The organism is Pseudomonas sp. Pseusp11 (assembly GCF_047304405.1).
Classification (GTDB): Bacteria; Pseudomonadota; Gammaproteobacteria; order Pseudomonadales; family Pseudomonadaceae; genus Aquipseudomonas.
This window is the reverse complement of record NZ_JBGLZF010000019.1, coordinates 51,090-75,521: the sequence shown is the minus strand read 5'-3', so window position 1 is coordinate 75,521 and position 24,432 is coordinate 51,090. Positions and strand designations below refer to the sequence as shown.

25 protein-coding genes and 1 tRNA gene are annotated in these 24,432 nt (G+C 58.8%); 19 read left to right on the top strand and 7 right to left on the bottom strand.

Annotated elements, in window-relative coordinates:
* Both ACCC96_RS17220 and ACCC96_RS17215 read left to right on the top strand, forming a co-directional pair.
* The gene (locus ACCC96_RS17220) at nt 1-255 is read left to right on the top strand and encodes a succinate dehydrogenase assembly factor 2 (protein ID WP_007941436.1); all 255 of its coding nucleotides are present in this window, start codon (nt 1-3) and stop codon (nt 253-255) included.
* Nucleotides 239-691 (top strand): protein YgfX, encoded by a 453-nt coding sequence (locus tag ACCC96_RS17215; protein WP_258670802.1) that lies wholly within the window; start codon nt 239-241, stop codon nt 689-691. Before ACCC96_RS17220 ends, ACCC96_RS17215 begins: the two co-directional genes overlap by 17 nt.
* Here the strand turns inward: ACCC96_RS17215 and nadB are convergent.
* Nucleotides 660-2,276: an L-aspartate oxidase gene (nadB, locus tag ACCC96_RS17210; RefSeq protein ID WP_258670800.1), complete on the bottom strand. Its 1,617-nt coding sequence runs from the start codon at nt 2,274-2,276 to the stop codon at nt 660-662. The genes ACCC96_RS17215 and nadB overlap by 32 nt on opposite strands.
* 556 nt (nt 2,277-2,832) lie before the next feature.
* Between nadB and rpoE the strand changes: the two genes are divergently transcribed.
* From rpoE to ACCC96_RS17190, 4 genes are all read left to right on the top strand, one after another.
* On the top strand, nt 2,833-3,414 hold the full coding sequence (rpoE, locus tag ACCC96_RS17205) for an RNA polymerase sigma factor RpoE (RefSeq protein WP_003172477.1): 582 nt from the start codon (nt 2,833-2,835) through the stop codon (nt 3,412-3,414).
* A gap of 30 nt (nt 3,415-3,444) precedes the next feature.
* A complete protein-coding gene (locus tag ACCC96_RS17200) occupies nt 3,445-4,032 on the top strand; it encodes a sigma-E factor negative regulatory protein (protein WP_019580842.1) in 588 nt (195 codons plus the stop codon).
* Between the two features lie 8 nt (nt 4,033-4,040).
* Complete coding sequence (locus ACCC96_RS17195) at nt 4,041-5,003, top strand: MucB/RseB C-terminal domain-containing protein (protein WP_007941442.1); 963 nt, start codon at nt 4,041-4,043, stop codon at nt 5,001-5,003.
* Nucleotides 5,004-5,247: 244 nt separating this feature from the next.
* Nucleotides 5,248-6,678, top strand: a complete 1,431-nt coding sequence (locus tag ACCC96_RS17190) for a DegQ family serine endoprotease (RefSeq protein ID WP_019647985.1) — start codon at nt 5,248-5,250, stop codon at nt 6,676-6,678.
* Nucleotides 6,679-6,753: 75 nt separating this feature from the next.
* Here ACCC96_RS17190 and ACCC96_RS17185 read toward each other — a convergent pair whose 3' ends face one another.
* Nucleotides 6,754-8,187: a M48 family metalloprotease gene (locus ACCC96_RS17185; protein WP_018926780.1), complete on the bottom strand. Its 1,434-nt coding sequence runs from the start codon at nt 8,185-8,187 to the stop codon at nt 6,754-6,756.
* A 98-nt stretch (nt 8,188-8,285) separates the two neighbouring features.
* Between ACCC96_RS17185 and ACCC96_RS17180 the strand changes: the two genes are divergently transcribed.
* Complete coding sequence (locus tag ACCC96_RS17180) at nt 8,286-8,525, top strand: sulfurtransferase TusA family protein (RefSeq protein WP_007941445.1); 240 nt, start codon at nt 8,286-8,288, stop codon at nt 8,523-8,525.
* A gap of 31 nt (nt 8,526-8,556) precedes the next feature.
* Nucleotides 8,557-9,627 (top strand): AI-2E family transporter, encoded by a 1,071-nt coding sequence (locus ACCC96_RS17175; protein ID WP_019647986.1) that lies wholly within the window; start codon nt 8,557-8,559, stop codon nt 9,625-9,627.
* 109 nt (nt 9,628-9,736) lie between these two features.
* Here the strand turns inward: ACCC96_RS17175 and ACCC96_RS17170 are convergent, their stop codons facing one another.
* Nucleotides 9,737-10,210, bottom strand: a complete 474-nt coding sequence (locus tag ACCC96_RS17170) for a peroxiredoxin (protein WP_019647987.1) — start codon at nt 10,208-10,210, stop codon at nt 9,737-9,739.
* A 10-nt stretch (nt 10,211-10,220) separates the two neighbouring features.
* Nucleotides 10,221-10,781 (bottom strand): glycine cleavage system protein R, encoded by a 561-nt coding sequence (locus ACCC96_RS17165; protein ID WP_007898662.1) that lies wholly within the window; start codon nt 10,779-10,781, stop codon nt 10,221-10,223.
* Nucleotides 10,782-11,109: 328 nt separating this feature from the next.
* On the opposite strand from ACCC96_RS17165, the gene dapA reads away from it, so the two are divergent.
* From dapA to ACCC96_RS17125, 8 genes are all read left to right on the top strand, one after another.
* Nucleotides 11,110-11,988, top strand: a complete 879-nt coding sequence (gene dapA / locus ACCC96_RS17160; RefSeq protein ID WP_007941448.1) for a 4-hydroxy-tetrahydrodipicolinate synthase — start codon at nt 11,110-11,112, stop codon at nt 11,986-11,988.
* A 17-nt stretch (nt 11,989-12,005) separates the two neighbouring features.
* Nucleotides 12,006-13,121, top strand: a complete 1,116-nt coding sequence (bamC, locus tag ACCC96_RS17155; RefSeq protein ID WP_018926776.1) for an outer membrane protein assembly factor BamC — start codon at nt 12,006-12,008, stop codon at nt 13,119-13,121.
* A 4-nt stretch (nt 13,122-13,125) separates the two neighbouring features.
* Nucleotides 13,126-13,884 (top strand): MBL fold metallo-hydrolase, encoded by a 759-nt coding sequence (locus ACCC96_RS17150; protein WP_019580834.1) that lies wholly within the window; start codon nt 13,126-13,128, stop codon nt 13,882-13,884.
* Between the two features lie 28 nt (nt 13,885-13,912).
* Nucleotides 13,913-14,626 carry a phosphoribosylaminoimidazolesuccinocarboxamide synthase gene (purC, locus tag ACCC96_RS17145; protein WP_018926775.1) on the top strand — a complete coding sequence of 238 codons (714 nt, stop codon included), beginning with the start codon at nt 13,913-13,915 and terminating at the stop codon, nt 14,624-14,626.
* An 84-nt stretch (nt 14,627-14,710) separates the two neighbouring features.
* Nucleotides 14,711-14,800: transfer RNA gene (locus tag ACCC96_RS17140), tRNA-Ser, on the top strand.
* Nucleotides 14,801-15,138: 338 nt separating this feature from the next.
* A complete protein-coding gene (locus tag ACCC96_RS17135; RefSeq protein ID WP_007941456.1) occupies nt 15,139-15,330 on the top strand; it encodes a YegP family protein in 192 nt (63 codons plus the stop codon).
* A 169-nt stretch (nt 15,331-15,499) separates the two neighbouring features.
* On the top strand, nt 15,500-16,429 hold the full coding sequence (locus tag ACCC96_RS17130) for a LysR substrate-binding domain-containing protein (RefSeq protein ID WP_019647991.1): 930 nt from the start codon (nt 15,500-15,502) through the stop codon (nt 16,427-16,429).
* A gap of 53 nt (nt 16,430-16,482) precedes the next feature.
* Nucleotides 16,483-16,845, top strand: coding sequence for a 5-carboxymethyl-2-hydroxymuconate Delta-isomerase (locus ACCC96_RS17125; RefSeq protein WP_413696388.1), 363 nt, complete (start codon nt 16,483-16,485; stop codon nt 16,843-16,845).
* A gap of 3 nt (nt 16,846-16,848) precedes the next feature.
* On the opposite strand, the gene ACCC96_RS17120 is transcribed toward ACCC96_RS17125, so the two are convergent.
* The 3 genes from ACCC96_RS17120 to ACCC96_RS17110 all read right to left on the bottom strand — a co-directional run bounded on the left by ACCC96_RS17120 (nt 16,849) and on the right by ACCC96_RS17110 (nt 20,079).
* Complete coding sequence (locus tag ACCC96_RS17120) at nt 16,849-17,784, bottom strand: LysR substrate-binding domain-containing protein (RefSeq protein ID WP_413696387.1); 936 nt, start codon at nt 17,782-17,784, stop codon at nt 16,849-16,851.
* Between the two features lie 147 nt (nt 17,785-17,931).
* A complete protein-coding gene (locus ACCC96_RS17115; RefSeq protein WP_019647994.1) occupies nt 17,932-18,879 on the bottom strand; it encodes a DMT family transporter in 948 nt (315 codons plus the stop codon).
* A 15-nt stretch (nt 18,880-18,894) separates the two neighbouring features.
* Nucleotides 18,895-20,079, bottom strand: coding sequence for a cyanate transporter (locus ACCC96_RS17110; protein WP_413696386.1), 1,185 nt, complete (start codon nt 20,077-20,079; stop codon nt 18,895-18,897).
* A 415-nt stretch (nt 20,080-20,494) separates the two neighbouring features.
* Here ACCC96_RS17110 and ACCC96_RS17105 point away from each other — a divergent pair, with 415 nt between their 5' ends.
* The 3 genes from ACCC96_RS17105 (at nt 20,495) to ACCC96_RS17095 (ending at nt 24,429) form a co-directional block, all read left to right on the top strand.
* Nucleotides 20,495-21,877, top strand: a complete 1,383-nt coding sequence (locus ACCC96_RS17105; protein WP_413696385.1) for a glutamine synthetase family protein — start codon at nt 20,495-20,497, stop codon at nt 21,875-21,877.
* Nucleotides 21,878-22,043: 166 nt separating this feature from the next.
* Nucleotides 22,044-23,693 carry a phosphoethanolamine transferase gene (locus tag ACCC96_RS17100; protein ID WP_413696384.1) on the top strand — a complete coding sequence of 550 codons (1,650 nt, stop codon included), beginning with the start codon at nt 22,044-22,046 and terminating at the stop codon, nt 23,691-23,693.
* A 73-nt stretch (nt 23,694-23,766) separates the two neighbouring features.
* Nucleotides 23,767-24,429 carry a class I SAM-dependent methyltransferase gene (locus ACCC96_RS17095; protein WP_019647998.1) on the top strand — a complete coding sequence of 221 codons (663 nt, stop codon included), beginning with the start codon at nt 23,767-23,769 and terminating at the stop codon, nt 24,427-24,429.
* Nucleotides 24,430-24,432 lie beyond the last annotated feature (3 nt).

The window sequence follows — 24,432 nt, the reverse complement described above, 5'->3', positions numbered from 1 at the left end:
ATGGTCGATAACGTTGAACTGAACCGCCTCTTTTGGCACAGCCGTCGCGGCATGCTGGAACTTGACGTGCTTCTGGTGCCGTTCGTGAAAGAGGTTTACGCGAATCTGAACGAGGTAGATCGCGCGCTGTATGTCCGCCTGCTGGAGTGTGAGGATCAGGACATGTTCGGCTGGTTCATGGAACGCGCCGAATCGGAAGATCCGGAGCTGCAGCGCATGGTTCGCATGATCCTGGATCGTGTCCAGCCCAAGTAACGCGTTCGAATGCCGCTGGCATGCCTCACGGCAGTTGCTGGCGGCTTATCTTCTCGCCCAGCTGTTCGCGTTGGGTTCGCTGTTTCTTCTCTCGATACCGCTCTGGGCCAACCTGTTCGGCGTAGCGTTGTGCGTGGCTCACAGCATGTGGGCATTGCCGCGACAGATTCTGCTGACACACCCACAGGCCTTTCGCGGCTTGCGTCGCGATGCCGATGGCTGGCAGTTGTGGAGCCAGGCGCAAGGTTGGCAACCCGTACAGCTACGGCCGGACAGCCTGGCGCTGCCGTTGGTTGTGGTGCTGCGCTTTCGTCTGCGGGGCGAGCGACGTATCAGGGCGATATGCGTGCCGCGGGATTCGCAGGCGGCGGATGTGCACCGACGCCTGCGGGTTCGGCTCAAGTTCAGTCGGCGTAGGTGGGCGGCACCAGAATAGTGTCCAGGGCGACCGGCAGCAGATTCGGGTAGTCGAGGGTGTAATGCAGGCCGCGGCTTTCCTTGCGCTCCATGGCCGACCGGATCATCAGGTCGGCTACCTGAGCCAGGTTCCTCAGCTCGATCAGGTCTCGGCTCACTTTATAGTTGCTATAGAACTCGTCGATTTCATCCAGCAACAACTGCACTCGGTGCTGGGCTCGTTGCAGGCGCTTGTTGGTGCGTACGATGCCCACGTAGTCCCACATGAATCGCCGCAGTTCGTCCCAGTTGTGCGCGATGATCACGTCTTCGTCGGAGTCGGTGACCTGGCTGGCATCCCAGACGGGCAGGGCGGTCGGAACCGACACTTCTGGCAACTGCTCAAGAATGTCCGCCGCCGCCGAACGGGCATAAACGAAACATTCCAGCAGCGAGTTGCTGGCCATGCGGTTGGCGCCATGCAGGCCGGTGAAGCTGGTTTCACCAATCGCATACAGGCCCGGCACGTCGGTGCGGCCCCGCTGATCGACCATCACGCCGCCGCAGGTGTAGTGCGCCGCCGGCACCACCGGAATCGGTTGTTTAGTGATGTCGATGGAGAATTCCAGGCAGCGTTCATAGACCGTCGGGAAGTGCGTCTTGATGAAGTCTTCGGGCTTGTGGCTGATGTCCAGGTAAACGCAGTCGATACCCAGGCGCTTCATCTCATGGTCGATGGCGCGGGCGACGATGTCCCGTGGTGCCAGTTCGGCCCGTGGATCGAAGCGCTGCATGAAGCGTTCGCCGTTGGGCAGCTTCAGGTGTCCGCCTTCGCCGCGCAGGGCTTCGGTGATCAGGAAGCTCTTGGCTTGCGGGTGATAAAGGCAGGTCGGGTGGAACTGGTTGAACTCCAGGTTCGCCACCCGGCAGCCGGAACGCCAGGCCATGGCGATGCCATCACCGCAGGCGCCATCAGGGTTGCTGGTATAGAGGTAGACCTTCGCCGCGCCGCCCGATGCAAGGATCACGAAGCGCGCGCCGTAAGTGTCGACTTCACCAGTGCTGCGGTTGAGGACATAGGCGCCAAGGCAGCGGTCGCCTTCAAGGCCCAGGCGCTTTTCGGTGATCAGATCGATCGCGACCCGCTGCTCCAGCAGTTCGATGTTGGGTCGCTGTATGGCTTGGTCGAGCAGGGTTCTGAAGATCGCCGCGCCCGTCGCATCGGCGGCGTGGATGATGCGTCGATGGCTGTGACCGCCTTCGCGGGTCAGGTGAAACTCGAAACCGCCGTCTTCGGTGCCGGACTGTTCGTCGCGGGTAAAGGGTACGCCTTGGTCGATCAGCCATTGAATCGCTTCTCTGCTGTGCTCGACGGTAAAGCGCACGGCGTCTTTATGGCACAGGCCACCCCCGGCGTTGAGGGTATCGTCGACGTGGGACTCGACAGTATCGGTGTCATCCAGAACGGCGGCGACACCGCCCTGGGCCCAGAAGGTCGAGCCATTGGCGAGGTCGCCTTTGCTCAATACGGCGATACGCAAATGACCGGGCAAGGTCAGCGCAAGACTCAAGCCGGCAGCGCCGCTGCCAATTACCAGAACATCGTGTTGAAACTGTTGGCTCATTTCAGGATTCCGCTCAAAGCGACCCGGGTCGGGGTGGCGCTGGACATCTGGACAGGCGAGGTCAGACAACCGCACAGCCCTCTAGTATATAGAGGGGGGGAGCGGCACAATAGTCGAGCCCACATGGCATTGTGAAACTACTGTGACGGAAAAGACTGGACGCTTCGTCGGAAGTTTTTTTGCATGCTTTGGCGACAAGGCGACTGTATCGTGGATTTAACAGTCTTTTTCGCTTCACGGTTGCACAATGTCGGTGTCAGGCGGCTATAAATATGGAACTTTTGCCAAAGGCTCAAGATCAATAGAAGGTTGCCTGAAACAAGGAACAGTGTCGGTTTCGGTGCGGGACTTGCGGTTAGGTCCTTGCTGACGAATCCGATGACAAGATTATTCGCGCAGCCTGGGTTTCCCGCGCTGCGTTTTTCGTGCGTGCCAAATCAGAGCCCGCAGGAAACTTGCTTGAAGGGGGAGAACTTTTGCGAAAAGCCCGAGTCTATGTTTGCAAGTCTGGTCGTTCAGTAATGCAAGCCTCCTTCGAGCTTATCGAGGAGTGTTCATGCTAACCCAGGAAGAGGATCAGCAGCTGGTCGAGCGCGTTCAACGCGGCGACAAGCGAGCTTTCGATCTGCTAGTGCTGAAATACCAGCACAAAATTCTCGGGTTGATCGTGCGTTTCGTGCACGACACCCATGAAGCCCAGGATGTCGCACAGGAAGCCTTTATCAAGGCATACCGTGCACTTGGTAATTTTCGCGGAGACAGCGCGTTTTATACGTGGCTTTACCGTATCGCCATCAACACGGCGAAAAACTATCTGGTTTCACGCGGCCGTCGGCCGCCGGATAGCGATGTCAGTTCCGAGGATGCAGAGTTCTACGATGGCGATCATGGCCTCAAGGATCTCGAGTCGCCAGAACGTGCATTGCTGCGGGATGAGATCGAAGGCACCGTCCATCGAACCATTCAGCAACTGCCAGAAGATTTGCGTACGGCTTTAACTTTACGTGAATTCGATGGTCTGAGTTACGAGGACATTGCCAGTGTCATGCAGTGTCCGGTGGGTACCGTGCGCTCCCGGATTTTCCGCGCCCGGGAGGCCATCGATAAAGCCCTGCAGCCGTTGTTGCAGGAAAACTGAGACAGCGGCGACAGCCAAGAGAGGAACGCCATGAGTCGTGAAGCCCTGCAGGAATCGCTGTCCGCAGTGATGGATAACGAAGCGGACGAACTGGAATTACGTCGGGTATTGAATGCCTTTGACGATGTTGAAACCCGCGATACCTGGGCTCGTTACCAGATCGCTCGAGCGGTCATGCACAAGGACCTGCTGCTTCCTCGTCTGGACATCGCCGCGGCAGTCTCTGCTGCGCTGGCTGACGAAGCCGTACCGGCAAAAGCCTCTCGTGGTCCATGGCGCAGCCTGGGTCGTCTGGCAGTCGCTGCTTCGGTGACCATTGCCGTGCTGGCAGGTGTACGTCTGTACAACCAGGACGAGATCGCAGGTGTCGAACTGGCTCAGCATTCGAATCAGCCAGGTCTGACCACTCCTCAGGTCAAGGGCCCCGCTGTATTGGCAGGCTACAATGAGAGTTCGGACGCCACTGGCCCAATGGCCAACGGCGTATTGCAAGGTCAGCCAGGCTGGCACGATCAGCGTCTGCCAGGTTACTTGCGCCAACATGCTCAACAGGCTGCACTGAAAGGTACTGAGAGCGCTCTGCCTTACGCTCGTGCAGCAAGCTTGGAAAACCGTTAAGGAGGATCATGCGCGCCATACCTCTACTTACGCTTCTGCTCAGTGGCTGGTTTATTGTTCCAGCCCACGCCGATGAAGCCCAGGACTGGCTGAAGCGTCTGGGACAGGCGGAGCAAACGCAGAGCTTTCACGGTACTTTCGTCTACGAGCGTAACGGTAGTTTTTCTACCCATAACATCTGGCATCGCGTCCAGGATGGCAAAGTCCAAGAGCGTTTACTTCAGCTCGACGGTTCGGCGCAGGAAGTCGTGCGCATTGATGGGCATACTCAATGCGTCAGCGGCACCCTGATAGCAGGGCTGGGGGACTCACCCAACTCCGCCGCTCGTGCACTCGATCCACAAAAGCTAAAGAATTGGTACGACCTTGCCGTCATCGGCAAGTCGCGTGTGGCCGGGCGTTCGGCGGTGATCGTCTCGTTGACGCCTCGCGATCAGCACCGCTATGGTTTTGAGCTGCATCTGGACAAGGAAACCGGCTTGCCGTTGAAGTCATTGTTGCTCAATGACAAAGGGCAACTGCTGGAACGGTTCCAGTTCACCCGGCTGGATACTGCCGAGGTGCCTTCCGACAGCGATTTGCAGGCAGGTTCCGAGTGCAAGCCCATTAACCTGGACAGTGACAAGGCGTCCGCCGTCAAGACTGCGCAGGTCTGGCATTCGGACTGGTTGCCGCCAGGTTTCGAACTGACCAGCAGTACCTCTCACAAGGATCCGGATACCAAAGTCCAGGTCAGCAGTCTGATGTTCGACGACGGTCTGGCCCGATTCTCGGTGTTCCTTGAGCCATTGAATGGGGCAACAGTCACCGACACCCGTACTCAGCTGGGGCCAACAGTCGCTGTGTCCCGTCGCTTGACCACTCCGCAAGGCGAAATAATGGTGACCGTGGTCGGTGAAATACCGATTGGCACCGCCGAACGGATTGCGCTGTCCATGCGCAACGATGCCGCGGCTACCAGCAAGCAGTGAGCTGATCAGCCATGCTCATCAATCGGGGCCGGATGGTGCGCAAGGTCGCAATGCTGCCCCGTCGTTGAGGCCTCGAAATGTTTTGCCGAGCATTTTCATTTGCAAATATCCCGAAAATTTTTTATAGGTCAGAGCCCCTCGGCTCTGGCCTTGTTTGTTGTTCCCGGAACAAAAATACCGGCGTATCTTTTCCGGTGTTCCTTGCTCCATATCGCTTAACCATGCTCGTCGTAACGGGAGCCGTATGTCGATACCACGCTTGAAGTCTTATCTCTCCATTTTTGCCACCGTGCTGGTGCTCGGTCAGGCGGTCACTGCGCAAGCGGCCGACTTGCCTGACTTCACGCAACTGGTCGAGCAGGCCTCGCCCGCGGTGGTGAATATCAGTACTACCCAGAAGTTGCCGGAACGCAAAGTGTCCAGCGAGCAAATGCCGGACCTTGAAGGCTTGCCGCCGATGCTGCGCGAGTTCTTTGAGCGTGGTATGCCGCAGCAGCCACGCTCACCTCGTGGCGATCGCCAGCGTGAAGCGCAGTCCCTGGGGTCAGGTTTCATCATTTCGCCTGACGGCTACATCCTGACAAACAACCATGTGATCGCCGATGCCGACGAGATTCTCGTGCGCCTCGCCGATCGCAGTGAGTTGAAAGCCAAGTTGATCGGTACCGATCCGCGTTCCGACGTCGCCTTGCTGAAAATCGAAGGCAAGAACCTGCCGGTTCTGAAGCTCGGCAAATCGCAGGATCTGAAAGCCGGTCAGTGGGTCGTGGCCATCGGCTCGCCGTTCGGCTTTGATCACACTGTGACCCAAGGCATCGTCAGTGCCATCGGTCGCAGCCTGCCGAACGAAAACTATGTTCCGTTCATCCAGACCGACGTGCCGATCAACCCGGGTAACTCCGGTGGTCCGCTGTTCAACCTGGCCGGTGAAGTGGTCGGCATCAACTCGCAGATCTACACCCGCTCCGGCGGCTTCATGGGCGTGTCGTTCGCGATCCCTATCGATGTGGCGATGGACGTATCCAATCAATTGAAAAGCGGCGGTAAAGTCAGTCGTGGCTGGTTGGGTGTGGTGATCCAGGAAGTGAGCAAGGATCTGGCCGAGTCGTTCGGTCTTGAGAAACCGGCCGGTGCGTTGGTGGCTCAGATCCAGGATGATGGTCCGGCAGCCAAGGGTGGCCTGCAAGTGGGCGACGTGATCCTGAGCATGAACGGTCAACCGATCGTCATGTCCGCCGATCTGCCGCACTTGGTGGGTGCGCTGAAAGCCGGCTCGAAAGCCAATCTTGAGGTGATCCGCGAAGGCAAACGCAAGAATGTCGAGCTGACCGTCGGCGCTATCCCTGAAGAAGGCAAAGAGCTGGACGCCCAGCCTAAATCTGGCGCAGAGCGCAGCAGCAATCGCCTGGGTGTTTCCGTGGCCGAATTGACTGATGAGCAGAAGAAAGCCTACGACCTTAAAGGTGGTGTGGTAATCAAGGACGTGCAGGACGGTCCTGCTGCCCTGATCGGCTTGCAGCCTGGTGATGTGATCACTCACCTGAATAACCAGGCGATCGGCTCCACGAAGGAGTTCACCGAGATTGCCAAGGCGTTGCCGAAGAACCGCTCGGTGTCGATGCGGGTTCTGCGCCAGGGTCGCGCCAGCTTCATTACCTTCAAACTGGCTGAATAAACCGGTTGTTGGCTGAATAAAAAACCGCCTCGAAAGAGGCGGTTTTTTTGTGCCTGAATTTTGACCTCGAAGCAGTCAGCCCATCATGTCCTTGACCATGCGTTCCTGCTCCATCAGCTCGCGTTGCCGTGCGTCTATCCGCGATGACAGCGGGAAGTTGCTGCCCGCCTTGCGCTTGGCGAAGTCCAGTTGCTGGATTGCCTGGCGATAATCGCCGATCAGTGCGAAGTACTCTGCACGAGCCTGATGCAGGCCGATGATGTTGCCCGACAGGCCGCGAGTCTCGGCCACCAGGTACCAGACGTCCGGATCTTCGGGGCGGGTCTTGAGCAGGTTCTCCAGCGCTTTTTCCGCATCGGCTGCTCGATTCTGCTTGAGCAGCAGATCGACACGCACCTGATTCAGTGGGTAGTTGCCCGGATACTGAGTCAGCATCCGGTCAACCCGTGACTGAGCATCGGGCAGACGATTATTGGTGATGTCCAGATCGACCTGCGCCAGGTTGTAGATGATCTCGTTCGGCGACTTGGTCAGCAGCTGCTTGAGGTTCTCGCGAGCTTCATTCAGCTGGCCGCCCTTGATCTGGGCGATTGCCAGGCCATAGCGCGCGACGTCGTTTTTCGGGTTTTCATCGAGTTGGGCGCGGAAGCGCTTGGCACCCAAGCCTGGGGTTTCTTCATAGATCAGCTGCACGCGTGCACGAATCAGCTGATAACGCATGCTGTCTTCGATACCGCCCGGTTTGGCCTGTTCGGCACGGTTGCGGGTGTCGGCGATACGCGATTCGGTCACCGGGTGAGTCAGCAGGAATTCCGGCGGCTTGGCATCGTAGCGGTACTGGCGCATCAGCCGTTCGAACATGGTCGGCATCGAGCGCGGATCGTAACCGGCCTTCTCCAGATTCATGATGCCGATACGGTCGGCTTCCTGTTCGTTCTGGCGCGAGAACCGTCGTTGTTCCTGCATCGCCGCCGCCTGGGTGCCGGCAATGGTTGCGATCCCGGCATCGCCTGCGCCGGCAGCGGCAATCACGATCCCGGCCAGCAATGCAGCCATCATAGGCACTTGCATGCGTTGCGAGGCTTCGACACCACGGGCGAAGTGACGCTGCGACAAGTGGGCCAGTTCGTGGGCCAGGACCGAGGCATATTCGCCTTCGGTCTGGGCGTTGAGGAACAAGCCGCCGTTGACGCCGACGATCCCGCCCGGCGCGGCGAAAGCGTTGAGCTGTGGGCTGTTGATCAGGATGAACTCCAGGCGCCGGTCATTGACCTGGCTGGTTTCCACCAGCCGATAGACGCTGGACTCGACGTAATCCTTGAGTTGCGGATCGTTGAGTTGCGACACCTGGCTGCGCAGCATCGCCAGCCACGCACGGCCCAGTTGGTATTCCTGTTGCGGCGAGACGATGGCAGAACTGGCGTCACCGAGTGACGGCAAGTCGTCGGCGAAGCCCGGTGAGGCGAGCAGGCAAGCGAGCGTCAGCAGGGTAGGGCGCAAAAAAGTCATGCACAAAGCCTTAGTCGACAAAGACGTTACTGTAGCCGGACACTACGCTTGGGACCAGATATTCTAGACGGCTAAACCCCCAGCCCCGGAGTGATTCGATGACTGACGCTGTAACCCACGACGCCGAGCTGGACGCCAGCGGTCTGAATTGTCCGCTGCCGTTGCTCAAGGCCAAGATGGAACTCAACCGACTGGCCAGCGGAGCGGTGCTCAAGGTGATTGCCACGGATGCGGGCTCTCAGCGCGATTTTCGCACCTTTGCCCGATTGGCCGGTCATACGCTGCTTCGTGAAGAAGATGAAGCGGGCGTTTACCGCTATTGGTTGAAAAAAGCCTGAAACCTGCTGTGTTCGTTCTTAAGGATTATTGATGTTCAAAGTGTTACGCGACTGGATTCAGCGCTACTTCTCGGATGAAGAGGCTGTGGTGCTGGCGGTGCTGCTGTTTCTGGCATTTACCGCCGTACTCACCCTGGGTGGAATGCTTGCGCCAGTGCTGGCCGGGATGGTGCTGGCGTATCTGATGCAGGGGTTGGTGGTGATCCTCGAGCGCCTGCGTCTGCCGGGTGCCGCGGCGGTGGGGCTGGTCTTCGCGTTGTTCATGGGGGGGCTGCTGGTATTCATCATCGTCGTGGTGCCACTGCTCTGGCATCAGTTGATCACGCTGTTCAACGAATTGCCCGGCATGCTCGCCAAGTGGCAATCACTGCTATTGCTGCTGCCCGAGCGTTATCCGCATCTGGTGTCGGACGAGCAAGTACTACAGGCCATCGAAGTGGCGCGGGGCGAGATCGGTAAATTCGGCCAGTGGGCGCTGACGTTCTCGTTGTCGAGCTTGCCGCTGCTGGTGAACATCATGATCTACCTGGTACTGGTTCCGATCCTGGTGTTCTTCTTCCTCAAGGACCGGGAAATGATCGGCCAGTGGGTGCGCGGTTACCTGCCGCGGGAGCGAGCGCTGATCACTCGGGTCGCCCAGGAAATGAACCGGCAGATTGCCAATTACATTCGTGGCAAGGTCATCGAAATCTTCATTTGTGGGGGCGTGACCTACATCGCTTTCGTGGCGCTGGGGCTCAACTATGCGGCGCTGCTGGCGTTGTTGGTGGGTGTGTCGGTAGTGGTGCCCTATGTCGGGGCGGTGGTGGTGACCGTGCCGGTGCTGCTGATTGCACTGTTCCAATGGGGCTGGAGCGATCAGTTCATCTATTTGATGGCGGTCTACGGGATTATTCAGACGCTGGACGGTAACGTGCTGGTGCCGCTGCTGTTCTCGGAAGCGGTCAACCTGCACCCGGTAGCGATCATCTGCGCGGTGCTGCTGTTTGGCGGGTTGTGGGGCTTCTGGGGCGTGTTCTTTGCGATTCCCCTGGCGACGTTGTTCAAAGCCGTGCTGGATGCCTGGCCTCGCAAGGAGCCGGAGGTGTCGCCGCTGCTTTGATCGTCGACTTGAGGGTCTCTTCGCGGGCAAGCCCCGCTCCCACAGGGTTCATACCATCCCAGTGGAAGCGGGCTTTCCCGCGAAGGCGTCCGAATAGACGCCCAAAAAATCAGGCCTTGTTCAGCGCCTGAGCAGCCGACAAAACCGCATCCACGTGCCCCGGCACCTTCACGCCGCGCCATTCCTGACGCAGCACGCCATCCTTGTCGATCAGGAACGTGCTGCGATCAACCCCCATATATTCCTTGCCGTAGAGCTTTTTAAGCTTGATCACGTCGAACAGCTGACAGATGGCTTCGTCCTTGTCGCTGATCAGCTCGAAGGGGAACTCCTGCTTGCACTTGAAGTTTTCGTGAGACTTCAGGCTGTCGCGAGATAGGCCGAACACCTCGGTGTTGGCCGCCTTGAACGCCGCATACTGGTCGCGAAAACCCTGGCCTTCGGTGGTGCAACCCGGCGTGCTGTCCTTCGGGTAGAAGTAAATCACCACTTGCTTGCCTTTGAGGGCCGCGAGGCTGACGGTCTGCCCGCTGGTGGCGGGTGCTTCGAAGTCGGCAACCGGTTGGTCGATGGCTACGGCCATGAAAGCTTCCTTACATTGGGTTTTGTGGGCGCCACGGTTCAATCAGTGCGTCCAGGTTCATGGCGTCGGCGAAATCCAGGAACTGGTCACGCAGCCAGCTGATCTGGGTGCCGGCCGGCAAGGTCACGGTGAACGTGGCGTTGAGCATGGTGCCGCCGGTCTGCGGAGCCTGATAGGTGTCGCATGTCAGATTCTCCAGCTCGACGTTGTGGTCCATGAAGAATTGGCACAGCTCGTTGATGATGTCCGGGCGGTAGGCCGAGCTGACGTAGGCGACGTACGGCAAGGCCTGGGGACGGTTCTCCAGGGCTGCGCTGCGCACCACGTTGACGGTGAAGGCGTGCCGTTTGGCCAGCACTGGCAGGCTGCCTTCGAGGCGCGCCAGGGCGTCCCAGCTGCCGGAGATCTCGAGGATCAGCGCGCTGCATTCGCCATGACGCGTCAGGCGAGAGGTGACCACGGCGCAGCGGTTTTCATGGCTGGCGCGGCACAGGACGTTAGTCAGCTCCATGGGGTTGGCGCCGAGGGCACTGATGACAAGGAATTGTTCGCGAACTGTGGGGGTGGACATGCAGCATTCCTAAAGCGATGAGCGGTCGATACTGTTTATGGGCATTTTTACCGGGGACGAGCCTGCGGATGCGAATTCACAAACCCCCAGCCGAAGGTTGCAACGTGCTCCAGTATGGCAAGAGCGAGGGGTGGCAACGCTGGATCGGGGCTTGTGATGCCGAAAATGGAGGCTGGAACCCGGCGTACGAGCTTATCAGTACCGATCAAAGTCTGAAGGGTAGCGAAAAGCAGCGCCAAGGGGAATGGCGGCAGCGCAGTACTTCGCTTGTACAAGCATCTTGGCGCCAGTACCATTACCGCTCTCTTTTTCCGGCAGGAGCGGTTGCATGATTGCGGGCAGTATGGTGGCACTGGTCACACCCATGGATGCACAGGGTCGTCTCGACTGGGACAGCCTGAGCAAACTGGTGGACTTCCACCTGCAAGAGGGCACCAACGCCATCGTGGCGGTCGGCACTACGGGTGAGTCGGCCACGCTTGACGTGAACGAGCACATCGAAGTGATTCGTCGCGTGGTTGCCCAGGTTGCAGGGCGTATTCCGGTGATCGCCGGTACGGGCGCCAATTCGACGCGTGAAGCGATCGAACTAACGACCAACGCGAAGAACGCTGGCGCCGACGCGTGCCTGCTGGTAACCCCTTATTACAACAAGCCGACGCAAGAAGGCCTGTACCTGCACTTCCGCGCCATCGCCGAAGCGGTCGATATCCCGCAGATTCTTTACAATGTGCCGGGTCGTACAGCGTGCGACATGCAGGCCGAGACGGTAATCCGCCTGTCGACCGTGAAGAACATCATCGGCATCAAGGAAGCCACGGGCGACCTGCAGCGCGCCAAGGACATCCTGGCCGGCGTGAGCAGCGACTTCCTGGTCTACTCCGGTGACGATGCGACCGCGGTCGAGCTGATGCTGCTCGGTGGCAAGGGCAACATTTCGGTGACCGCCAACGTTGCGCCGCGCGCCATGAGCGAGCTGTGCGCCGCTGCGATGGCCGGTGATGCCGTCAAAGCCCGGGCGATCCACGAAAAGCTGATGCCGCTCAATAAAACCTTGTTTATCGAATCCAACCCTATCCCCGTGAAATGGGCGCTGCATGAAATGGGCCTGATGCCGGACGGTATCCGTCTGCCGCTCACCTGGCTCAGTGCTGCCTGTCACGAACCGCTGCGGCAGGCCATGCGCCAGTCCGGCGTCCTGGTTTAATTGAGGAAGTACTACGCATGAAGCGAATGGCCGGACTTTCCGCACTTGCCTTGATTATCTCCAGCACCAGTGGCTGCGGATGGATCTGGGGCCCGGAAGGTTACTTCCGTGACCGTGGTAGCGATTACCTGGAAGCGCAACAGACTGCACCGATGCAACTGCCACCAAACGTCAGCACCTCCAAGCGTCTGGATCCACTGTTGCCGATCCCGCGCAATGTGGCTGACGATACAGCCAAGGGCGAATATGTCGTGCCTCGTCCGCAGCCGCTGTCGGCGGCGGCTGATATCAGCGCCTACTCCTTGCAGAAGAGCGGCGATTCGCGTTGGATCATGGCTCAGAACCCACCGGCCGAAGTCTGGCCAGTGGCCGTGCAGTTCTTCCAGGACAACGGTTTCCGTCTGGACGAACAGCGCCCGCAAACCGGTGAGTTCACTACCACCTGGCAGCATTCCGACGAACTGTCCGCAGCCATGGCCAAGCGCCTGAGCGCGGCCGGTGTCGGCGCCGACAGCGAAACCCGCGTGCGGGTGCGTATCGAGCCAGGTGTGCAGCGCAACACCAGTGAAGTCTACGTGGTCAGCGCCGAGCGTCCTGCCGGCAGCACCGCCAACGTCGATTTCACCAATCGTTCGGTCAACACCGGCCTGGACGCAGCATTGGTCGACGACATGCTCGCGAGCATGAGCCGCACTTCGGAGAAGGGCGGTTCGGTCTCCATGCTGGCCTCGCGTGATTTCGACACGCCAAGCCGTGTCAGCCTGACCGAGGATGGCAGTGGCAACCCGGTGCTCAACGTCGGTACCGACCTGGATCGTGCCTGGTCGAGCGTCGGTCGTGCGCTGGAACAGGGCGAATGGCGTGTTGAAGACATCAACCGCAGCCTGGGCCTGTACTACATCAACCTCGCCGAAAAGGCCGAGAAGAAGGATGAGCAGCCAGGTTTCTTCGGCAGCCTGTTCGGCAGCAAGCCGAACAAGGAAGAAGTTGAAGCCCGCGCCGAGCGTTATCAGGTTCGCCTGAGCAAGGTCGGCGAGAACGTACAAGTTACCGTCGAGAAAAACATCAACACCGTGGCGCCAGCAGACGTGGCGCGCAAAGTGTTGACCGTGATTCAGGACAACCTGGGCTGATCACATGCGTTTTGCCGTTCTCGGCAGCGGTAGCCAAGGGAACGGCACGCTGGTAGCCAGCGATGACACGTATGTGCTGGTGGATTGTGGTTTCTCCTTGCGGGAAACCGAAAAACGCCTGCTGCGCCTTGGGGTAAACCCTGCGCAGTTGAGCGCGATACTTGTGACCCACGAACATGCCGATCACGTGCATGGCGTGGGTTTGCTGTCTCGGCGATACAATCTGCCTGTCTACCTCAGTCGCGGGACCCTGCGCGGGATGCGCAAACCGATTGAACCCGCGGGCTTTCTGGCTGGCGGCGAGCAACTGCAAATCGGCCCTCTGAGCATCGGCGTCATTGCCGTGGCCCATGATGCACAGGAGCCGACGCAGTATGTCTTCAGCGACGGTCAGCGGCGTTTCGGCCTGCTGACCGACCTGGGCTCATACTGCAACAAGGTGCTGGACGGCTATCGGGACCTCGATGCGTTAATGATCGAGGCCAACCATTGCCGTGACATGCTGGCTCGCGGTCACTACCCGTACTTTCTCAAGCAGCGGGTGGGCGGTGAATTGGGACATTTGAACAACCATCAGGCGGCATTCCTGGTGGCCGAGTTGGGCTGGCAAGGCCTGCAACACCTGGTCCTGGCCCATCTGAGCAGCAAGAACAACCTGCCGCAGCTGGCCCGGCAATGTTTTGTCGACACCCTCGGGTGCGACCCGGACTGGCTGCAACTGGCCGATCAAGATTCAGGGCTCGACTGGCGACACATCGCCTAGCCCACCTACTTAGCAAGCGGAGCCCATCATGGAAAAACGTGAAGAACTCTACCGCGGCAAAGCCAAATCGGTTTACAAGACCGACGACGCTGACCGCTTGATCCTGCTGTTTCGCAACGACACCTCGGCGTTCGACGGCAAGCGTATCGAGCAGCTCGACCGCAAAGGCATGGTGAACAACAAGTTCAACGCCTTCATCATGCAGAAACTCGAAGCAGCCGGCGTGCCGACTCAATTCGACAAACTGCTGGGCGACAACGAATGCCTGGTGAAAAAACTCGACATGATCCCGGTCGAGTGCGTCGTACGTAACTACGCCGCCGGCAGCCTGGTCAAGCGCCTGGGCGTTGAAGAGGGCATGAAGCTCAACCCTTACACCTTCGAACTGTTCCTGAAGGACGACGCCAAGGGCGACCCGTTCATCAACGAATCCCACGTCGTGGCATTCGGTTGGGGCACCGCCGAGCAACTGGTTCGCATGAAAGAACTGTCGCTCAAGGTCAACGAAGTACTGAGCAAACTGTTCGACGACGCCGGCCTGCTGCTGGTCGACTTCAAACTCGAATTTGGCGTGTTCTCCGATGGCTCCATCGTTCTGGGTGACGAGTTCAGCCCGGACGGCTGCCGTCTGTGGGACAAGGCCACCAAGAAGAAAATGGACAAGGACCGCTTCCGTCAGGGCCTCGGTGACGTCATCGAAGCCTACGAAGAAGTCGCCAACCGTCTGGGCGTACCGCTTTAATCGACGCAAGCATCTGATAGCACGGAAAAAAATCGCTAAAGGGGGTTCGCTTCCGGCGATTGTGCTGTTATGATGCGCGCCGTTGGAGAGATGCCAGAGTGGCCGAATGGGACGGATTCGAAATCCGTTGTACCTTCACCGGTACCTAGGGTTCGAATCCCTATCTCTCCGCCATACATAGAAAAGCCCCGTAGATGAAAATCTACGGGGCTTTTTTGTTTGCGCCACTTTTTCCGTCGGGCCATTTAGGCATTCGTCCCGCTTTCCCCCGGGTTTTTGGTGTCGAAAAAATCAGCACAACAGCGTAAGAAAGATATGTCCGTCCACAGGAAAAGTAACTCCACCAAGTCGTTCTAATTACCGTCCCCTGTATTCATTGATCGTTTCGGCAATCAAGGTTTTTCCTTCGAAATATCCCCTGACATTGAAAGACGTTGCCGCAAAAATTCCTCATCTACTCTGGTTTCGCAGGTCTCTGATCTGTCGTAATCAGCCATCGCAAGGAGCGATCAATGTACTTTGAGATTTACAGGCAAACCCGTGGCACCTCACAGACCGGCAAGGGCCAATGGCGCTGGCGTTTGCGGGCGGGGAATCATGAAACGATTGCCAGTGGGGAGGCTTACGTCAACAAGTCTGATTGCGTGCATGCCATCGGTTTGATCAAAGGGACTCAAGAGCAGACACCGGTCAAGGAGATATAGGTTCCAGGCGGTGAAGCTGCTCAGCCAGGGCAGCTTCGTTTTAGCCGGGCGCTCTTGAGTTGTGAGCGCCCTCGGTTTTTATGGATCGGGTCGTTTGCCAACCTGCATAGACGCCGATCGCGACACCTCCCTAAACTGTCAGCCAGTCTTGGGGACCGGGGTGCAACGGATGAATCGCAACGAACTACGCAAGGCCGACATCAACCTGATGGTGGTGTTCGAGACATTGATGCTCGAACGCAACGTCACACGGGTGGCGGAGAAGCTGTTCCTCGGTCAGCCGACCATCAGTGCGGCGCTGAACCGCTTGCGGACGATGTTCAACGATCCGCTGTTCATTCGGGTCGGCCATCGCATGGAGCCAACAGCGCGGGCCGAGGAGATCATTCAGCACCTGTCGCCGGCACTGGATTCGCTGTCGGTGGCCTTGAGCCTGACCCACGATTTCGATCCGCTCAGCAGCACCATGACGTTTCGCATCGGTCTGTCGGACGATGTCGAGTTCGGTCTGTTACCGCCACTGCTGCGTTCTTTGCGCCAGGAAGCGCCGAAGGTGGTGTTCGTGGTCCAGCATGTCGACTACTGGCGCATTCCCGACTTGCTGGCGTCTGGCGATATCACCGTTGGTATCAGCCAGACCCGTGGCTTGCCGGCCAACGCCAAGCGCAAATTGTTGCGACATATCCAGCCCAGTATTTTGCGTGCAGACGCATCGGACACTCCGTTGACCCTCGATGAATATTGCGCGCGGCCGCACGTGCTGGTGTCCCACACCGCCAATGTCAGTGGATACGCCGATGAATGGCTGGCAGAGATCGGCCGTACGCGCCACGTAGTGCTGTCCGTTCCGCAATACAGCTCATTGCCAGCGTTGCTCGCCGGCACCGATTTGATCGCCAGCCTGCCGGATTACACGGCGGAGGCGATGGCCGCGTCAGGCCAACTGTTCAAGGAGCCATTTCCGTTCAAGACGCCGACCCTGGACCTGTCCATGGTCTGGCTCAGCCATGTCGACAGCGATCCGGCCGAACGCTGGCTGCGCTCGCGTCTGGAGGCGTTCATGAGTGAGCGTCCTATCCTTCCGCTGTCCAGTGAGTAGGGCGGCTCTATGTTATATCTACGACCTTTCTGCCAATCCTCAGGAACCCCGTCATGCCCCACCTGCACATGGAATACACCGCCAACCTGCCCGAACTGAATGCCGATGTGGCATTGATGCGACTCAATAACGCGCTGGTCGCTTCGGGGCAGTTTGAAGAGTTCGACATCAAGACCCGTGCGGTGAAGGTCGAGACTTTCAGGGTGGGTACCGCACCGGGCGAGCGGGCGTTCATGCATGTAAAACTGTCGTTGTTGAGCGGTCGCTCGCCGCAGATCAAGAAGCAGTTATCAGACAGCCTGCTGGCGGTGGTGCAGGATGTGTGCGAATGGCCGGTCGGTGTTGAGGTCCAGCTATGTGTGGAAATCATCGACATCGATCGAGAGTCCTACACCAAGACTGCTATCGGCCTCTGAATTTCAGGCTATTTCCTGCTCGGCGCAGGCCTTGATCACTTGCTCACGCAGCCAGGTGTTGGCGCTGTCCTGGTCGACGCTTTGACTCCACTGCATGTCCAGGGTGAAGCCCGGCAAACCATTGGGCGCTTCGCAGTGATTGAAGATCGCCTCATTGGCCAGCAATTGCTGGATGCGCCGGGGCAAGGTCAGGATGAAGTCGGTGCCGGTGATCATCTTCAGTGCCGCGCTGTAGCTGTTGGAGCGCGCGACAATCTGGCGTTTGTGGGCCTGTTGAGCCAGCCAGCCGTCAACCATGTTGGTGGTGGACGTCCAGGGCGTCGGGAACACATGCCGACGTTCAGTGAACGCTTGCAGGCTCAAGCGCGGCTCCAGCGGCGTGGCGCGTTTGTCGAAGACGCAGACCAGATCGTCCTCCAGCAGCCGCCTGGAGTTGAAGTCGGTGTGGCTTCGATGAAAGTCCGGGCCGAAACAGATCACCAGGTCGAGGCTGCCGTCGCGCAGTTCTTCGGCCGGGATGTCGGTTTCGAACTTGTGCATGTTGACCATCACTGGCAAGTCGGCGAAATCGAAGCTCTTCAACAGGCGCGGCAGGACCAGTTGCTCGAAGTATTCCGGCGCGCAGATATTGAAGGTGACCGGTTGCAAGGTCGGATCGAACGTCGGTGTCCCGGCGTGACACAGGTTGATGCTTTCGAGAATCTTCAGCACATGGGCATACATGGTGCTGGCTTTGTAGGTGGGGCGCATACCCGTGCGGGTATTGATGAATAACTCGTCTTCGAAACTGGTGCGCAGTTTTTTCAGGCAGTAGCTCACGGTGGACTGGCTGACGCAAAGTGCCTCCGACACACCGGTGACGCTGCTTTGCTCATACACGGCGACAAACACCATGAGGTCTTGCATATCGAGCTTTCTAAGCAAGTTACTGTTCAGCATCCGTTCTGTCTCGCTGTGCTCCTTGCGCTGACCGTGCGCAAACGTGTGCGAATGATCTTAGCGGAACGATAGTACCAAGAGAATGCCTTGTAGGATGTTTCATGGTCAGTTGTGGGACAGATAGTGTTATGAACACGACCTGTGAATTCAATCCCCCGAAACATGGCCAGAGGCCTTCAGCGCTGATTGCTGTGCAGGCATCGCATCGCGGCTGGATATTAACAGCGCCAACATGCCGACGCCCACCAGCAACGCACCGATGATTTCCAGGGCGCGTGGCGACTGGCGTAGCCACAACCAGTGGAACAGTGTGATGAACAGGGTGCTCAGGTAGATGTAGGAAATGACTGAGGAAGGGGCGATCACGCCAATGGCTCGATGCAGCAGCCAGAAAGTCGCCAGGGTGGCGAACAGTGCCAGGTAGATCAACCACCAGAGATCGCTTGCGCTCAGCAACAATGCCGAACGCCAGCCGCCGCTGAACCCACAGAACACCAATAGAAACAGTGCGCCGAACAGCATGTTCCAGAAGGTCATGCCCACCGGACCGCGCCCCTTGAGGCTGTTGGCCTTGAGCCGTTGACTCAGGGGCGAGTAGAGCGCCATTGCCAGGCAACCGACCGCATACACCAATACCGCATACAGCGACGGCAGTTCGCCGGGGTCTGCGCCTTTCAATACCAGCAGCACGGCGCCGGCCGCGGCAACCAGCATGGGCAACACGCGTTGTTTCAGGCGGCTGTCGGGTGTCAGGATGGCTTCGAACAGCAGTGTCAGCAACGGCACCAGAGTGAACATCGTCCCGGTGTTCACCGCCGAGGTGTAACGCAGTGCTTCAAACAACGAGCCGAAGTACAGCGCCAGCAGCATGCCGAGCACGGCATGACCGAGCAGGCCGCGGGCGGTCATGGCGGTATCGCCCTTGAACAGCAGCAGGGGCAAAAACACCAGGGCGCAACACAACAGGCGCAACCCGGTCAGCAGAATCGGGTCGATGGCCTGGCTGACCTGGGCTGCCGCGGAAAACGAGACGGCAATCAACAGCGCCCAGAGCAACATGCCGACGTGAGCGGCAGCAAAACCTGTGCGTTTCATGATGGGGGTTCCGGGTTAATGAATGTGTTTGGCGTAATGCCGCGGATCGAAGCGCAGGACCATCAGGATCATCAGCGCCATGACGCCCATCAGTGACCACCAGGCCCATTCGAAACTGCCCAGTTGATCGCGAATCATCCCGGCGATCAGCGGCGAGAGGCCGGCGATCAGGTAACCGATGCCTTGCACGAAGGCGGTCAACCCGCCCGCGCGTTGGGGATTGTCCAGATGATCCAGCGACACGATCAGGCTCATCGGGAACAGCCCGCCGATGCCCAGTCCCAGCAGGCACGGCCACAGCAGGCTCAGGTGTTGCGGGCTCAGAATCAGCCCGCAGAAACCGGTCATGATCAGCGTCAGCAACACCACCAGCACCAGGCGCCGGTCACGGTTGCGATTGGCGATGGCGGGCGTCAGCAGCCCCGACAACACTTCCATGGCCGTCAAAAAGCCCAGCAACAAGCCGGCCTGTTGTTCGCTCCAGCCTTTTTCCACGTAGTACGGTGCCAGCCAGGCCAGGACACAGGTGTAGGACGCCGTGCCCAGGCCGAAGAAGATTGCGAGTAACCAGGCTCGGGAATTGCGGAAAAAGGATTCTTTGCGGGACGACTTTTCCCCCAATGTCGGCATTCCCATGCGTTGAACGCACCAGAACAGCAACGCCGCCAGCGCCAGTGCCGCCCAGATCGCCAATCCCACTCGCCAACTGCCGGTACGGGTCATCACCAACGGCGCGAATGACGCCGCAATTGCCGCGCCGGCCATGATCGACGTCACGTAGAGACCCATGCACACGGAAACGTTGTCGCTGAAATGGGACTTGATCAGGGCGGGTATCAGCGCCTGAATCAGCGCAATGCCGACGCCGGCCAGTACGGCGCTCAGGATCAGTTCCGCGGCCGAATCAAGGAACAACCGCGACACTGTGGCCAGGCCGATGATCAGCAGCGACAGCACTACGGTGCGCTGCTCGCCCAAGCGCTGACTGACGCCGATACCAAAGAACATCGCCAGTCCCATGGCCATGACTGGCAGCATGGTCAACAGCGAGGCCAGGCTGAAATTCAGCGGGATGTCACCGCGAATGGCTGACAGCAACGGGCCGACAGCGGCCATGGACGGACGCAGATTCAGGGCGACAAGAATGATGCTGAACATCAGCCAGAGAGCAGGGCGGGAGGTTGCGCGAACGTTTTCCATAATCGGACCTTCAGGAACAAGGAGTCGATTAGGCGCGCTAGCCCTGGAGGCGGCAAATCAGAAAGTCCGGAGCAGTATTTAGAAATTAAATAACTGTACCGCCCGCCTAATCCCCCGGTCGCGAATAGTCAATTGTTTAGCCAATCCACACCCAAGGTTCTTCAAATCCCGATTTAACGGCTTAACCGCCCGTGTGACGCTGCTGCTCATCTGTTTGCTGCGGTCTTCTCTATGGACGGTTGTCCAGTCGCACTCCCTTCCGAACTCGCCTTCTGGGCCCTGTGGCACTGCCGTCACGCGCGCCCGCCGGATTCCTGCATCTCCCGCTGATTGTTCTGACAGGTCCCGCGCTGTGCGCCGGGATCAACCCGGCGGCGCCTGTGCGTTTGCCTGACGCGGATAGACGAGAATTCCCATGAGCTGTGCCACGACATCCTTCGCTACGAAAGAACAAGCCCTGACGTTTCTTGAACAGAACCCGGATATCGAAATGTTCGAGCTGTTCATCCTCGACAATAACGGTGTGCCACGCGGCAAATTGTTGCATCGCGATGAGTTGCTGGCGGTGTATGAAAGCGGTCGGCCACTGCCGAGTACCATCCTGGGACTGACCATCAATGGCGATGACGTGGAAAACTCCGGTCTGGTCTGGGACGTCGGTGATATCGATTGCCGCGCTTATCCCGTCAGCGGCAGTTTGCAGCGCATGCCGTGGCGATTGATTCCCACGGCGGCGGTGCAGGTCAGCATGCATCCGCAAGAGGGCATGCCCGCAACCATCGCCGACCCACGGCACCTGCTGGCCAAGGTCGTCGAAGGCTTGCAGGCCGAAGGTTATTACCCGGTGATGGCGGCGGAGCTGGAGTTCTATCTGCTGGATCAGCAGCGCGACGGCAACGGTCGGCCGCAACCGGCGCGGGATGCCGATGGCGGGCGGCCACGCGGGACTCAAGTCTACGGCTTGCGTGAACTGGAACAGATCGAGCCGTTTCTGGCCGACCTCTACAGTGCCTGCAAGCTCCAGGGCATTCCGGCGCGCACGGCGATTTCCGAATACGCGCCGGGGCAGGTGGAAATCACTCTCGAACACCGCACCGACGCTTTGCAGGCGATGGACGAAGCCGTGCGCTACAAGCGGCTGGTCAAGGGCGTGGCGCACAAGCACGGGATGACGGCTTGTTTCATGGCCAAGCCGTTCGATGACCTGGCCGGCACCGGCATGCACATGCATGTCAGCCTGGCGGACAAGGACGGCAATAACCTGTTCGCCAGCGAGGCCTCGGACGGCACGCCGCTGCTCAAGCACGCGGTCGGCGGGATGCTCGCCACATTGCTCGATGCGTTGCTGTTGTTCTGTCCGAATGCCAACTCGTACCGTCGTTTCCAGACCAACAGCTACGCACCCCTGGCGGCCACTTGGGGCGTGGACAACCGCACCGTGAGTTTGCGAGTGCCCGGCGGGCCGGCATTCTCCCGGCATATCGAGCACCGTATTTGTGGTGCCGACGCCAATCCGTATCTGGCGGCGGCGGCGATCCTGGCCGGTATTCATCGCGGCATCAGCGAGCAACTTGACCCCGGGGCGCCGGTGGAGGGCAACGGTTACGCCCAGGCTGCGCAATTGTTGCCGACCGACTGGTTGACCACGTTACGAGCGCTGGAAGGCTCGAATTGGGCCAGGGAAGCATTCGGCAGTGAGTTTCTTGGCGTCTATCTGGCAGTGAAACGAGCCGAATACCGGCAATTCATGGGCGAAGTCGGTGAGCAGGATTGGCGCTGGTATCTGCATCAGGCTTGAAACGGGTCGCCAGTATTGAAAGTTTTGGCCTAATGCCAGAAGCCAACTATTCGTTGGCTTCTTTTTCACGAAATATTGATGGTTGACTGATTAAGATTTGTGGCGTCTCGGTCAATGAAATTTTCACATTTGCCGCGGGCACTTCTTTTCAGGAACAGCCGATCACATGTTGAAGTTCAAAGCCGTGCGCCCCGAATGGGTGACGTTGGTTTCCAGTGCCTTTCTATTGGCAGGGTTCAATTTAGTTCTCTGGCAACACCTCTTCGATATCACCGCTGCAGACGGTCAAGGCATCGTCATGCGTGTCGCGTTCGGGCTGATGATCCTGGCGGCCTTCAACATTGTGCTGACCTTGCTGGCATTCCGACCCGTGATGAAACCCGTGTTGACGCTGATCTTTCTGATCAGTGCCGGTGTGGCGTACTTCATGAGCCAATATGGCGTGCTGATCGACGCCGGTATGTTGCGTAACTTCGCCGAAACCAATGCCACGGAAGTGCGCGACTTACTCTCGCTGAAACTGCTTGTTTATATCCTGCTGCTCGGCGTCTTGCCGTCGTGGTTGTTGTGGAAAATCCCGGTTAATTATCGTCGCTGGCACCGTGAGTTATTAAGTAAAGTGCTGGTGAGTGTCGCGTCGGTTGCGGTGATCGGCGGTGTTGCATTGGTCAACTATCAAGGCCTGTCGTCGTTGTTTCGCAATCACCATGAATTGCGCCTGATGGTGGTACCGAGCAACTACATCGGTGCCTCGTTCGGTTATCTGCGTGAGCAAGTGGTGTCTGCACGGCAACCTTTCGCCAAACTGGGTGAAGATGCCCAGAAAAAACCGGCCTGGCAGACCCACGACCGTAAATCCCTGACGGTACTGGTAGTGGGCGAAAGTGCCCGGGCCGAGAACTTCGGCATCCTGGGTTATGACCGCGACACCACGCCGAAACTGAGTAAGGAATCCGGCCTGATTGCCTTCACCGATGTGCATTCGTGCGGCACGGAAACGGCGGTGTCGGTGCCCTGCATGTTCTCCAACATGGGCCGCAAGGATTACGACGCCAGCAAGGCGAAGAACCAGGAAGGCCTGCTGGACGTGCTCAAGCGTGCCGGTCTCGAGGTGATCTGGCGCGATAACCAGTCGGGCTGCAAAGGCACCTGCGATCGGGTCACTGTCGACGACGTGAGTGACCTGAAAGACCCGGTGCTGTGCGCCAACAGCGAGTGCCGCGATGAAATTCTCCTGCAAGGCATGCAGCACTTCATCGACACGCTGAATAAAGACACCGTGCTGGTCCTGCACCAAATGGGCAGTCACGGTCCGGAATACTTCAAGCGCTACCCGAAAGAGTACGAACACTTCACGCCCGTGTGTGAAAGCAATGCGCTGAACAATTGCAGCCGCGAAAGCATCGTCAATGGCTACGACAATACGCTGGTGTATACCGACCACGTGCTGTCGACCCTGATCGATCTGTTGCGCAGCAACCAGGGCAAAGTCGATACCGCGATGCTGTATCTGTCGGACCACGGCGAGTCGCTGGGCGAATACAACCTGTTCCTGCATGGCACGCCTTACATGCTCGCACCGGAACAACAGAAACATGTAGCGATGATGGCGTGGTTCTCCGACAGCTATCAAAAGTCGTTCTCGGTGGACACCCATTGCCTGCAGCAGAATCGTGAAAAGCCCTTGAGCCAGGACAACCTGTTCCATTCGATGCTCGGTCTGCTGGAGGTCAACAGCACGGTCTACAACCCGGGGCTGGATATGTTCGCCGAATGCCGCGGCGCAATGGGCGACGGTGTGCTGGCCAAAAAATGAGCGACTCGACCTTTTTTTCACGTAACGACCGCTAATCTGCGGCGCCTGGAACATCCAACAAGAGCCATTAAACATGTCCGCGCAGCCCCCATCCGCCTTCGAGCTTGAGTTCGCCCGGCGCTACGATCAGGAACACGCCCGCGTCTGTAAACAGCCGCGACCGCGCGGCCTGGCGGGGCGTTTGACGTTCTGGCGCGAAGAGCAATTGGTGCGTAACGCGCTGCAGGTCGCTGGCGAGCCGGGATTGATTCTTGATGTGGCCTGCGGTGCCGGGCGTTTCTGGCCAGTTCTGGCCGAGCATGCGAACCGGGTGATCCTCGCGGCCGACCCGTCTCAGGACATGCTCGATCACGCCCGTACCCACCATCCGCAAGACCTGCTGAAACGGATCAAGACCTTTCAGAGTTCAGCCTTCACCATCGGCTTGTCGGCGAATGCGGTTGACTGCATTTTTTGCCTGCAACTGTTTCAACGCATCGCCTGTCCCGAGCATCGATTGGCCATGTTGCGCGAGTTCCACCGGGTCAGTCGCGATACGGTGATTGTGGCGGTGCGGGTTGATGGGCGTTTCAAGCTCGAGCGTTCGGACGTGGAGGACGCACAGGCCCAGCCACAGGCCAGCAAGGCCGAGCTTGAGGCCGAGTTCAGGCAAGCGGGTTTCTGCTTGCTCAGTCATCAGGACTTGGTGCCGGGTTGCACGCGGATGCGTGTCTACGTGTTGCGTAAGGACAGCTAGTCT

Coding starts and splice junctions, on each gene's coding strand:
- ACCC96_RS17220 (WP_007941436.1), top strand. CDS start 1: ATGGTCGATAACGTTGAACTGAACCGCCTCTTTTGGCACAGCCGTCGC.
- nadB (WP_258670800.1), bottom strand. CDS start 2,276: ATGAGCCAACAGTTTCAACACGATGTTCTGGTAATTGGCAGCGGCGCT.
- rpoE (WP_003172477.1), top strand. CDS start 2,833: ATGCTAACCCAGGAAGAGGATCAGCAGCTGGTCGAGCGCGTTCAACGC.
- ACCC96_RS17200 (WP_019580842.1), top strand. CDS start 3,445: ATGAGTCGTGAAGCCCTGCAGGAATCGCTGTCCGCAGTGATGGATAAC.
- ACCC96_RS17195 (WP_007941442.1), top strand. CDS start 4,041: ATGCGCGCCATACCTCTACTTACGCTTCTGCTCAGTGGCTGGTTTATT.
- ACCC96_RS17190 (WP_019647985.1), top strand. CDS start 5,248: ATGTCGATACCACGCTTGAAGTCTTATCTCTCCATTTTTGCCACCGTG.
- ACCC96_RS17185 (WP_018926780.1), bottom strand. CDS start 8,187: ATGACTTTTTTGCGCCCTACCCTGCTGACGCTCGCTTGCCTGCTCGCC.
- ACCC96_RS17180 (WP_007941445.1), top strand. CDS start 8,286: ATGACTGACGCTGTAACCCACGACGCCGAGCTGGACGCCAGCGGTCTG.
- ACCC96_RS17175 (WP_019647986.1), top strand. CDS start 8,557: ATGTTCAAAGTGTTACGCGACTGGATTCAGCGCTACTTCTCGGATGAA.
- ACCC96_RS17170 (WP_019647987.1), bottom strand. CDS start 10,210: ATGGCCGTAGCCATCGACCAACCGGTTGCCGACTTCGAAGCACCCGCC.
- ACCC96_RS17165 (WP_007898662.1), bottom strand. CDS start 10,781: ATGTCCACCCCCACAGTTCGCGAACAATTCCTTGTCATCAGTGCCCTC.
- dapA (WP_007941448.1), top strand. CDS start 11,110: ATGATTGCGGGCAGTATGGTGGCACTGGTCACACCCATGGATGCACAG.
- bamC (WP_018926776.1), top strand. CDS start 12,006: ATGAAGCGAATGGCCGGACTTTCCGCACTTGCCTTGATTATCTCCAGC.
- ACCC96_RS17150 (WP_019580834.1), top strand. CDS start 13,126: ATGCGTTTTGCCGTTCTCGGCAGCGGTAGCCAAGGGAACGGCACGCTG.
- purC (WP_018926775.1), top strand. CDS start 13,913: ATGGAAAAACGTGAAGAACTCTACCGCGGCAAAGCCAAATCGGTTTAC.
- ACCC96_RS17135 (WP_007941456.1), top strand. CDS start 15,139: ATGTACTTTGAGATTTACAGGCAAACCCGTGGCACCTCACAGACCGGC.
- ACCC96_RS17130 (WP_019647991.1), top strand. CDS start 15,500: ATGAATCGCAACGAACTACGCAAGGCCGACATCAACCTGATGGTGGTG.
- ACCC96_RS17125 (WP_413696388.1), top strand. CDS start 16,483: ATGCCCCACCTGCACATGGAATACACCGCCAACCTGCCCGAACTGAAT.
- ACCC96_RS17120 (WP_413696387.1), bottom strand. CDS start 17,784: ATGCTGAACAGTAACTTGCTTAGAAAGCTCGATATGCAAGACCTCATG.
- ACCC96_RS17115 (WP_019647994.1), bottom strand. CDS start 18,879: ATGAAACGCACAGGTTTTGCTGCCGCTCACGTCGGCATGTTGCTCTGG.
- ACCC96_RS17110 (WP_413696386.1), bottom strand. CDS start 20,079: ATGGAAAACGTTCGCGCAACCTCCCGCCCTGCTCTCTGGCTGATGTTC.
- ACCC96_RS17105 (WP_413696385.1), top strand. CDS start 20,495: ATGAGCTGTGCCACGACATCCTTCGCTACGAAAGAACAAGCCCTGACG.
- ACCC96_RS17100 (WP_413696384.1), top strand. CDS start 22,044: ATGTTGAAGTTCAAAGCCGTGCGCCCCGAATGGGTGACGTTGGTTTCC.
- ACCC96_RS17095 (WP_019647998.1), top strand. CDS start 23,767: ATGTCCGCGCAGCCCCCATCCGCCTTCGAGCTTGAGTTCGCCCGGCGC.